This window comes from Agrobacterium sp. DKPNP3 (assembly GCF_052686535.1).
This window is the reverse complement of sequence record NZ_JBQYSN010000143.1, coordinates 1-8724: the sequence shown is the minus strand read 5'-3', so window position 1 is coordinate 8724 and position 8724 is coordinate 1. Positions and strand designations below refer to the sequence as shown.

The window sequence follows — 8724 nt, the reverse complement described above, 5'->3', positions numbered from 1 at the left end:
GTCGCAGAGCACGGCCTGAAGGACTGCATTTCGGTCGGCTCGTCGCTGAAGTTCTGCATGCTCGCCGAGGGCGCCGCCGATATCTACCCCCGCTTCAGCCGCACCATGATGTGGGACACGGCCGCAGGCGACGCCGTGCTGCGCGCCGCTGGCGGCCGCACGCTGGATTGCGACGGGCGCCTGCTGACCTACAAGGTCCGGGGCGACGGCGAGGATGCGCTCGCCAATCCGGATTTCATTGCCGAAGGTGCGATGGCGGCGGTGGGGCACGCGGGGTAATTCCCGCTACCAGCATTTTTGTTTGCGTATGCCGCGTCACCTCCCTCTGCCCTGCCGGGCATCTCTCCCTCAAGGGGCGGAAATCGGCAAGTGGCTCACTCTTCAATCAGCCTCAAGGGTTGAGAGTGGATGAATGCAGTGCCGCAGATCGATCTCCCCCTTGAGGGGCAGAGGGGGTAAGCGGCACACGCCAACCCGACAAAAATATTTTCATCCCCGCCCCGCGCCACCGCGTCACAATACCCGCGACACCACGAACGCGGAGCCGACGCCATGACGGAACAGACGACGAGACTTTCCCTTCCCTACATCCTCCCCTCGCAGGCACAGAAACACGTCACCCACAACGAGGCGCTGCAAAAGCTCGACGCCGTCGTGCAGCTGGTCGTGAAGGCCGTCCTTTCCACCCTTCCCGAAAACCCCGCCGAGGGTGACTGCTTCCTCCTTGCCTCGAATGCCACGGGCGACCTCGCAGCCAAGGCGAGAAAACTCGCATTCCGGCAGGATGGCGCATGGCTGTTCATAACCCCACAACCGGGCTGGACGGCGTGGTTTGCGAGCGATGGCAAATATCGCGTGCTTCAGGACAAGAACTGGCGCGACCTTCCTCTGCCCGCCGCAGGCCGGATGGACCGGCTTGGCATCGGCACGGAGCCGAACACGACCAACCGCCTGACGCTCTCCTCCGCCGCCAGCCTCTTCAGCCATGCGGAGCAGGATGGCAGCCACCGCATGACCATCAACAAGGCGGCCAAAACCGATACGGCCTCTCTCCTGTTCCAGACCGGCTGGAGCGGCCGGGCAGAAATGGGGCTTGCCGGCCATGACGGCTTTTCGATCAAGACAAGCCCCGATGGCGCGAACTGGTACACGGCGCTGCTGTGCAGCGGCGACGGTCGGGTGTCATTGCCAAACCGCCCGCTTGCCGTGGCAGGGCTGCCGGCCGGCACGACGAAACCCGCCAGTGGATCGACGGCGGGCTTCTCCCTGCTGACTATCTCGGAGGGTGGCTTTGCCCTGGGTGACGCGGTGGAGACGGGCGGGCGCGAACTGCTCGTCCCGGCAAAGGGGCTTTATCTCGTTGCCCTCACCCTTGCCGTGGCAGCATCTTCCGGCCACCGGGTCACACTTCTCAGCAATGGCTTGGCCACGGGCCTCAGCGTCGCCGGCAACGCTTCCGCCGTCGGCACACAGCAATCGGCAATATCCATCCTCGCCCTCAATGCCGGCGACCGCCTGCGGCTGCAGCACGAGGGAACGGCGGAATTCGCCCAGGGCAACGGAAAAACCAGCCTTTCACTTGCGGCGCTGTGACCGCGGCAACCCCTGAGCGAGAAAAAACGCGTTTTTTGCAGAAATTTTTTGCCCGGCAAAATAAGGCGACTCGAACAAATCAGGCGAAACCGTTCAAATTCTTAATAAATTGTCACGACCTGCTTAGGCAATTTTTAAAGGTACGGGGCTAAAGTTCCCGTCATATGGTCTTGAGTTTGTATAGAGTGTCCAATGACCGAAATGATACGCCCACGAGTTAAATATGTCATCGGCCCCGATGGCAGCCCTCTGACGATTGCGGATCTTCCGCCTGCCAATACCCGCCGTTGGGTCATTCGCAGAAAGGCAGAGGTTGTTGCCGCCGTGCGCGGTGGACTGTTGAGCCTCGAAGAGGCCTGCGAGCGTTATACGCTCACCGTTGAAGAATTCCTGTCCTGGCAGTCCTCGATTGCCGATCATGGCCTTGCCGGCCTGCGCACCACGCGCATTCAGCAATATCGCCACTAAAGGCAACGGCGCCTCGCAGCGCCCCAGATCGAACGTTAACGATACCCCGTCGTCTGAACGACGGGGCTTTCGGTTTAATATCCTCTCCGGCCGCAGTCCCCCATGTCGACCCCGGTGATTGTTCACCGGATCACGTCCACTGCGTTCGCTTTTCCCGCTGTTTCAATTCGGCCGCAAGCCGTTACAGTGGGGACACGAACAAGTAAGGGCAAGGCAAAGATCATGGATATCAAGACGACCGAAACCGGATCGCGCGGCGAATATCTCGCAACCGTCGACGGCCATACGGCGGAAATGACTTATTCGCGCACCTCCCCCACCCTCATCATCATCGACCACACCGGCGTGCCCGATGCCCTGCGCGGCAAAGGCGTCGGCCAGGCGCTCGCCGCCCACGCCATCGATGAAGCCCGCAAGGGCGGCTGGAAGATCATCCCGCTCTGCCCGTTCTTCAAGGCCCAGACCCTGCGTCATGCCGAATGGGCGGACGTTATCCAGGGGTAAGGGCGGCTTATCCTCTGTCTGAGGGCAGAATAGTCGCAAGCGCCGCGGCGTATTTCTTCTCCCCGCCGGGGAGAAGGTGGCCCGAAGGGTCGGATGAGGGGGCAACGGTAGAGATAGACCGAGAGCTTGCCCCCTCATCCCGCTGCCGCGGACTTCTCCCCGCCGGGGAGAAGAAACAAGCGGCTTAAGCTTCATCCCTCACAACCGTTCCAAATATCGCGCCATTTCTTAATGCGTTTCACGCCACCTTCAGCGGCGGTGTCCCCGCGTGCATGCTGTGGCGCACTTCCTCGCGAAATTCGGGTGTGTCCTTGGCCCCATGAACGGCCACGGCATGTTGCACCGCCGCCTCCATCAGCTCCTCCTGGGAATCGGCCGAAATGGCAACGGTGCATCTGCTGTCACTGGGAAATTCGCGGCAATCGATATATTGGCGGGCCATGTTTGCCTCCCTGCCATAGCCGTCCGCGCCAGCTTGAGGCGCGCACGCAACGCCCTCCGGCTCATGGTCGGAACGCTTTCAAAATACGCCCTTTCCCGGCCTGGGACAATAAAAATCCGGGATATGCCGTCGCGCCAGCAGGGCCGGACACCAAGCAAAACAAAAGGCCGCCCCTTGAGGAGCGACCTTCCAAAAAAATGCAAGCCGTCCCGTCATTGAAAGCTGCCTCCTGATCCACCGGCAGCCGTCAATGAGGACGATCATTCGTCCGATTTACGCCCTGGTCAGGCGCGCGCGCGAATTGCTCCGTCGCGGTTTTCCAGCGCAGCGGCCTTTTCATATTCGGCCTGCACCTCTTCCAGCGACGCTTCCGCCGCCTCCTGCTGAGCCTTCAACTCCCGGATGGAGACCTGAAGATTATCCGCTCGCTGGCGCGCGGCCTTGGCGAAGGTCGGATAGGCGAAATGTGTCGGATCGGTAATTCCCGACTTGCTCTCTTCCAGAGAAATCTGATGCACCAGTTCCTTGGCCATCCGCTCGAATTCGGACATCATCTGCTGCAGCTGGTTAAGCTGCCTGCGTTTTTCATTGACCTGAAATTCCTTCAGGCGAACCAGGCTGTCACGCGACTTCATACGCAATACTCCATGGATAGCGAGACCCGGATCAAAATGGCACTATGCCAGCCTGATCGGCCCGTTTAACCCGCCCGTTTTCCGCAAGGGTTACTCCCTGTGCCGGAATGATTCCCAAAAGTTACCCGACGTTAATAAAAAACCGCCGTTGTTAACCTTTCGTTTACGGGCATCGTTAATGATAACGACGATCATTTAAGGGTCGGTAAATGCCAGGTCCAAAAAAACGGGCCAGACGATGTGAGAGTCGATTGAATCACTTAGCGGGAAATCCTCACGTTAAGCTTCAATTTTGGCGATTGTGGATTCACGTGCAAAAACAGCAAAATGCCTAGCTTGCTTAATAAATTCGATACACCTTGCCAAAGGCAATTAGAATTTGTTAACCATTTGGTGGCAGCCTGCAAATCAGGCAACGTCTGGATCCGCATCGCGCGAGGCAATGACTTACCGGTTCGCGGGCGGCAAAGGGGATAATTATGCGGGTTCTACTGATTGAAGACGACAGCGCGACAGCGCAGAGCATTGAACTGATGCTTAAGTCGGAAAGCTTTAACGTTTACACGACCGACCTCGGTGAGGAAGGCGTGGATCTGGGCAAGCTCTACGATTACGACATTATTCTTCTCGACCTCAACCTGCCTGACATGTCGGGCTACGAGGTGCTGAGAACGCTTCGCCTCTCCAAGGTCAAGACGCCGATCCTCATCCTGTCCGGCATGGCCGGCATCGAGGACAAGGTTCGCGGTCTCGGTTTCGGCGCCGACGATTACATGACGAAGCCGTTCCACAAGGACGAGCTTGTTGCCCGCATTCACGCGATCGTCCGCCGTTCCAAGGGCCATGCGCAATCGGTCATCGCCACCGGCGAGCTCATCGTCAATCTCGACGCCAAGACGGTTGAAGTGGGTGGCCAGCGCGTTCACCTGACCGGCAAGGAATATCAGATGCTCGAGCTGCTTTCGCTGCGCAAGGGCACGACGCTGACCAAGGAAATGTTCCTGAACCACCTCTATGGCGGCATGGATGAGCCGGAACTGAAGATCATCGACGTCTTCATCTGCAAGCTGCGCAAGAAGCTCGCAAACGCCGCCGGCGGCGCCAACTACATCGAAACCGTCTGGGGCCGCGGCTATGTGCTGCGCGAGCCGGACGGCGCCACGGAATTCCTCGAAACCGCCTGATCCGTTTCGGAACTGGACAGTTTTAAAAGACCCGCTGGCGACAGCGGGTTTTTTGTTGCCATCTTCGAGCAGGCCGAACCATGAACGACCCTATTCCCACCCTCAGGACCAGCCGTCTGATATTGCGCCCGCTTGCCCTGGCGGATTTTCCGGCCTATCGCGATTTCATGGCCTCACCGCGCGCCACCGGCGTTGGCGGACCGCATGATCTTCCTGCCGCGTGGGCGATGTTTTGTCAGGACAGGGCATTATGGTCGTTCTTCGGTCACGGCGCCCTGATGATCGATCTCGCCGAGGGTGGAGAATGCATCGGTCAGGTCGGCATCAATCATGGTCCCCTCTATCCTGAGAAGGAACTGGGCTGGCTGCTTTACGACGGCCATGAAAGGAAGGGTTATGCAGCAGAAGCCGCAACGGCACTGCGCGACTGGGCCTTCAACACCCTCAAGCTTCCAACCCTCGTCAGCTACGTCAGCGCATCCAACCGCCAATCCGCCGCCGTTGCGGAGCGTATAGGCGGGGTGCTGGACCCTACGGCACCGCGCCCACTACCGTCCGATCTCGTTTATCGTCATTTGGCGGACAACCCGGCCTGATTGATGCGAATCAGCGGGTCTGAACAACCCGCTCAAACAACCTCACCGGGCATTCCCGGAACGTCGTATCCCGCAAAGGCCGGAAGCCGAAGCGGTTGGCGATTGCGAGGGAGGGCGTGTTTAGCGGATCGATCATGCACACGATCCGGTTTGATATGCCCTGCGCGTCGAACCAGCCAAGGGCGGCCTGCACCGCCTCGCTGGCGACGCCCTTTCCCGTCAGATCCCTGTCGATCTTCCACATAGCCTCCGGCGCGGTATCGAAATCCGCACCGTGGCCGCGGCGCATGTTGGCGAGACCGACCTCGCCGACGATCCGCCCCGTGGCGGTTTCCTCCACCACGAAGGGGCCGAAGCCGAAGACGGACCAGTGGCCGATGAAGCGCAGAAGCCGTGCGAAGGCGAGCTCCGGATCGAGCGGCGCGATCGAACTCACGCCGGGGATCGGCTGGATGGCAGCGCTCCAGAACGCGCAATAGCGCCCCTCATCCTCGATGGCATGCGGCCGAAGACAGAGACGCGGGGTTTCGATGCGGATCAAGAAATCTCCTCCTCTCAAACGAAAAGGCCGGGCACTGGCAAAGCCGGCCCGACCCCTGATAACGTCACGCTCGCACCGAAACGATCACGCCGTGATCGACTTCGCCGTGAAGACAATGCGATCGTCATGCACCTTGTAGTCCACCTCCATGTTGGCCTCTTCAGCCAGAAGCAGCGTGTAGTATGGCTGCACGGAATGGGCGTCGACCGCCTCTTCCAGCCGGCCCTCGTAAATTTCCACGAACTTCGCCGGCACGCGCATCATCCGGCCCTTGACGGTGATCTCGAACCTGGCGTCGCCATCGGGATTTTCCAGCAGCACATCCACATTGCCGCCGCGCGGGATCGCGCCGTAAGCGACGAGGAAAAGGTTGAGCAGAAGTTTGACACGATTCTTCGCAACGATGGCGCGCGGACCGTTCCAGCTGACCTCCGCCTTCTTTTCGGCGGCGGCGAAATCCTGCGCAGCCTTTTCGGCCTCACCGGTATCGATCGACGCGCCGGCGGAACCGGAAGCGCCGAATGCAAGGCGGGCGAACTTAAGCCGCACGGATGCGTTAAGGGCGGACGTGCGGATGAGGTCGAGGGCGTCGTCATCCGTGCCGCCCTCGTCCAGAAGTTCGAGGCCGTTATTGATGGCGCCGACAGGGGATATCACGTCATGGCACACACGGCTGCACAAAAGGGCCGCCAGATCGGGACCGGACAGCGTGATATTGAGTTTGCTGGTCATAAAATTCTCTCCTGCGCAAGGGAGGCGCGGACGGTGTGGAAATTGTTAAGCCATAATGACACCATATTTGGTAAACCGATTGTTAATAGGATGGTTTCAAAATGCCAAATGCCTTAACAGGCCACACTGGAGCCCCGTGTATCCGCAAGAATGCACGAAACATGCTGTAGAACTTTGACTCTGCGCGGCCGCCCTTTCGAAAATCGATTCGGATTTTTGGGCTGATGCGCCAACGAAACAGACGGACGGACATGACGATGCGCCTTACGAAAACCCGCACCATTGCACGCCTCGGACTGGGAAAGATTGTTGCGCTCCTTGCGAGCCTGTTGATGTGGGTTGCGCCGGCGGCGGCCCAGAACAGCGATCAGTATACTTTCCAGGAAGTCGTGGATGCAGGCCACGGATTCTTCGGTGAAACCACAGGCGGCCTTGCCAAGGTGGTGGAGCGGGCCTTCCAGCAATATGGCCTTCCGAACGGCTACATTCTCGGCCAGGAAGGCTCCGGCGCCTTCGTTGCCGGCCTCACCTACGGCGAAGGCACGCTCTACACCAAGAATGCCGGCCAACACCCCGTCTTCTGGCAAGGACCGTCGCTCGGGCTTGATTATGGCGGACAGGGCACCCGCGCCATGATGCTGGTCTATAATCTGCCCTCCGTCGATTCGCTTTATCGCCGTTATGGCGGCGTCAGTGGCTCCGCCTTCATCGTCGCCGGTGTCGGCATGACCTATCTGAAAAGCAGCGACGTGACGCTGGCGCCCATCCGCACCGGCATCGGCGCGCGCCTCGGCATCAACGTCGGTTACCTGAAGCTCACCCAGCAGCCGACCTGGAACCCGTTCTGATTCTCTGAGGTCTAACCGGAGCTAACGGTGGTCTATAGGATGAGGCTGCGGCAGCTTTCTTCGCCCCGCCGGGGAGAAGGTGGCCAGAAGGGTCGGATGAGGGGGCAACTTTGCCGTATCTCATAACCCTCGCCCCCTCATCCCGCTGACGCGGACGTCTCCCCCTCGGGGAGAAGAAACAAGTGGCAAGGTCCCGCCCATGAATTGCCGAAGGGAAACCCCTCCCCACGGTTGCAATAATAGCGTAACGTGTTTTCGCGCCCCTCTTTCCGAATGCGCGCGTATCTGAGTTTCGGAGACTGTAAAGCGTGATCGAATATGCCATTCTCTTCGGACTGGGTTTTCTCACCGCAACCCTGCTGGCTCTGTTGATCGCACCTGCGATCCACCGGCGGATCGTCGCCTATACGGAAAAGCGCATCCGCGCCACGATGCCCATCAGCCCGCAGGAAGTGCGCGCCCAGAAGGACATGGCCCGTGCACTCTATGCCGCCGAAAACGCCAAGGTGCGCCAGGAGCTGGAAACGGAGCGGGAGAAGAACACATCGCTGCGCCTTGCCAACGAAGCCGCCTCCAGCGATGCCTATCGGCTGGGCGAACAAAACCGTAGCCTGTCGCTGAAAATCGAGGAACTGACGCTGGAGATCGGCGAATTGCGCGCTGCACTCGACGCCGCCGAAGACCGCGCCTCTACGATTCAGGCCGCGCTTTCGCAACAGGAGCAGGCCGCCAACGAGCGCGCGAACCAGATGGCCGACCTCACCGCGCGCCTCACCAACCTGACGCGCGAGCTGGATGATTCGAAAATCCTCGCCGCCACCCGCGACCTTGAAGCCGAACAGGCCAAGCAAAGCGCCACACGCTTCCGTAAGGAAGGCGAGACCGTCACCCGAGAACTTCAGGATATCGCCAGCCGCAACCGGGAAGCGATGGAGGCCGTTGCGCGCGAAAGCCGCAAGGTAACAAGGCTGGAGGAACAGCTGGCGAGCACCATCGCCAAAAACGCCGACCTCGACACGATGCTGACCCTGCGCAACCAGGAAGTCGCGCGGCTGAAAGAACAACTGGCGGCAACCGGCGGCCGCAGCAACGACATGATCATTCGCCTGCCGAACCCGGCCGTTCCCGCTGAAAAGCCGGTTGAGCAGCCGCAACCCGCAGCAACTGCCCCTGCCGCCAAG

General features: G+C 60.1%; 12 protein-coding genes. 8 read left to right on the top strand and 4 right to left on the bottom strand.

Annotation, left to right across the window (positions count from 1 at the left end; translation table 11 throughout):
• The 4 genes from ACUTJJ_RS23975 to ACUTJJ_RS23960 form a co-directional block, all read left to right on the top strand.
• The coding region (locus ACUTJJ_RS23975; protein ID WP_445543661.1) for a 3'(2'),5'-bisphosphate nucleotidase CysQ family protein at positions 1-279 on the top strand (279 nt) is incomplete at its 5' end.
• 273 nt (positions 280-552) lie between these two features.
• Entirely contained in the window at positions 553-1593 is a 1041-nt protein-coding gene (locus ACUTJJ_RS23970; protein WP_445543660.1) for a DUF2793 domain-containing protein, read from the top strand.
• 192 nt (positions 1594-1785) lie between these two features.
• Positions 1786-2061 carry a CtrA inhibitor SciP gene (gene sciP, locus ACUTJJ_RS23965; RefSeq protein WP_003491799.1) on the top strand — a complete coding sequence of 92 codons (276 nt, stop codon included), beginning with the start codon at positions 1786-1788 and terminating at the stop codon, positions 2059-2061.
• Positions 2062-2283: 222 nt separating this feature from the next.
• Positions 2284-2565 (top strand): GNAT family N-acetyltransferase, encoded by a 282-nt coding sequence (locus ACUTJJ_RS23960; RefSeq protein WP_445543659.1) that lies wholly within the window; start codon positions 2284-2286, stop codon positions 2563-2565.
• A gap of 238 nt (positions 2566-2803) precedes the next feature.
• Here the strand turns inward: ACUTJJ_RS23960 and ACUTJJ_RS23955 are convergent, their stop codons facing one another.
• Positions 2804-3007: a DUF1059 domain-containing protein gene (locus ACUTJJ_RS23955; RefSeq protein WP_020011618.1), complete on the bottom strand. Its 204-nt coding sequence runs from the start codon at positions 3005-3007 to the stop codon at positions 2804-2806.
• A gap of 284 nt (positions 3008-3291) precedes the next feature.
• Positions 3292-3642 (bottom strand): flagellar export protein FliJ, encoded by a 351-nt coding sequence (locus tag ACUTJJ_RS23950; RefSeq protein ID WP_003491821.1) that lies wholly within the window; start codon positions 3640-3642, stop codon positions 3292-3294.
• Positions 3643-4121: 479 nt separating this feature from the next.
• Here ACUTJJ_RS23950 and ctrA point away from each other — a divergent pair, with 479 nt between their 5' ends.
• Together ctrA and ACUTJJ_RS23940 are read left to right on the top strand one after the other, a co-directional pair.
• Positions 4122-4826 carry a response regulator transcription factor CtrA gene (gene ctrA, locus ACUTJJ_RS23945; RefSeq protein ID WP_003522926.1) on the top strand — a complete coding sequence of 235 codons (705 nt, stop codon included), beginning with the start codon at positions 4122-4124 and terminating at the stop codon, positions 4824-4826.
• Positions 4827-4906: 80 nt separating this feature from the next.
• Positions 4907-5422, top strand: coding sequence for a GNAT family N-acetyltransferase (locus tag ACUTJJ_RS23940; protein WP_445543658.1), 516 nt, complete (start codon positions 4907-4909; stop codon positions 5420-5422).
• A 10-nt stretch (positions 5423-5432) separates the two neighbouring features.
• On the opposite strand, the gene ACUTJJ_RS23935 is transcribed toward ACUTJJ_RS23940, so the two are convergent.
• Together ACUTJJ_RS23935 and chpT are read right to left on the bottom strand one after the other, a co-directional pair.
• Positions 5433-5963, bottom strand: a complete 531-nt coding sequence (locus ACUTJJ_RS23935; protein ID WP_445543657.1) for a GNAT family N-acetyltransferase — start codon at positions 5961-5963, stop codon at positions 5433-5435.
• 84 nt (positions 5964-6047) lie between these two features.
• A complete protein-coding gene (gene chpT / locus ACUTJJ_RS23930) occupies positions 6048-6695 on the bottom strand; it encodes a histidine phosphotransferase ChpT (protein WP_144577052.1) in 648 nt (215 codons plus the stop codon).
• A 251-nt stretch (positions 6696-6946) separates the two neighbouring features.
• Here chpT and ACUTJJ_RS23925 point away from each other — a divergent pair, with 251 nt between their 5' ends.
• Both ACUTJJ_RS23925 and ACUTJJ_RS23920 read left to right on the top strand, forming a co-directional pair.
• Positions 6947-7543: a DUF1134 domain-containing protein gene (locus ACUTJJ_RS23925; protein ID WP_209087247.1), complete on the top strand. Its 597-nt coding sequence runs from the start codon at positions 6947-6949 to the stop codon at positions 7541-7543.
• Between the two features lie 308 nt (positions 7544-7851).
• On the top strand, positions 7852-8724 hold an 873-nt coding region (locus tag ACUTJJ_RS23920), incomplete at its 3' end, for a hypothetical protein (RefSeq protein WP_445543656.1).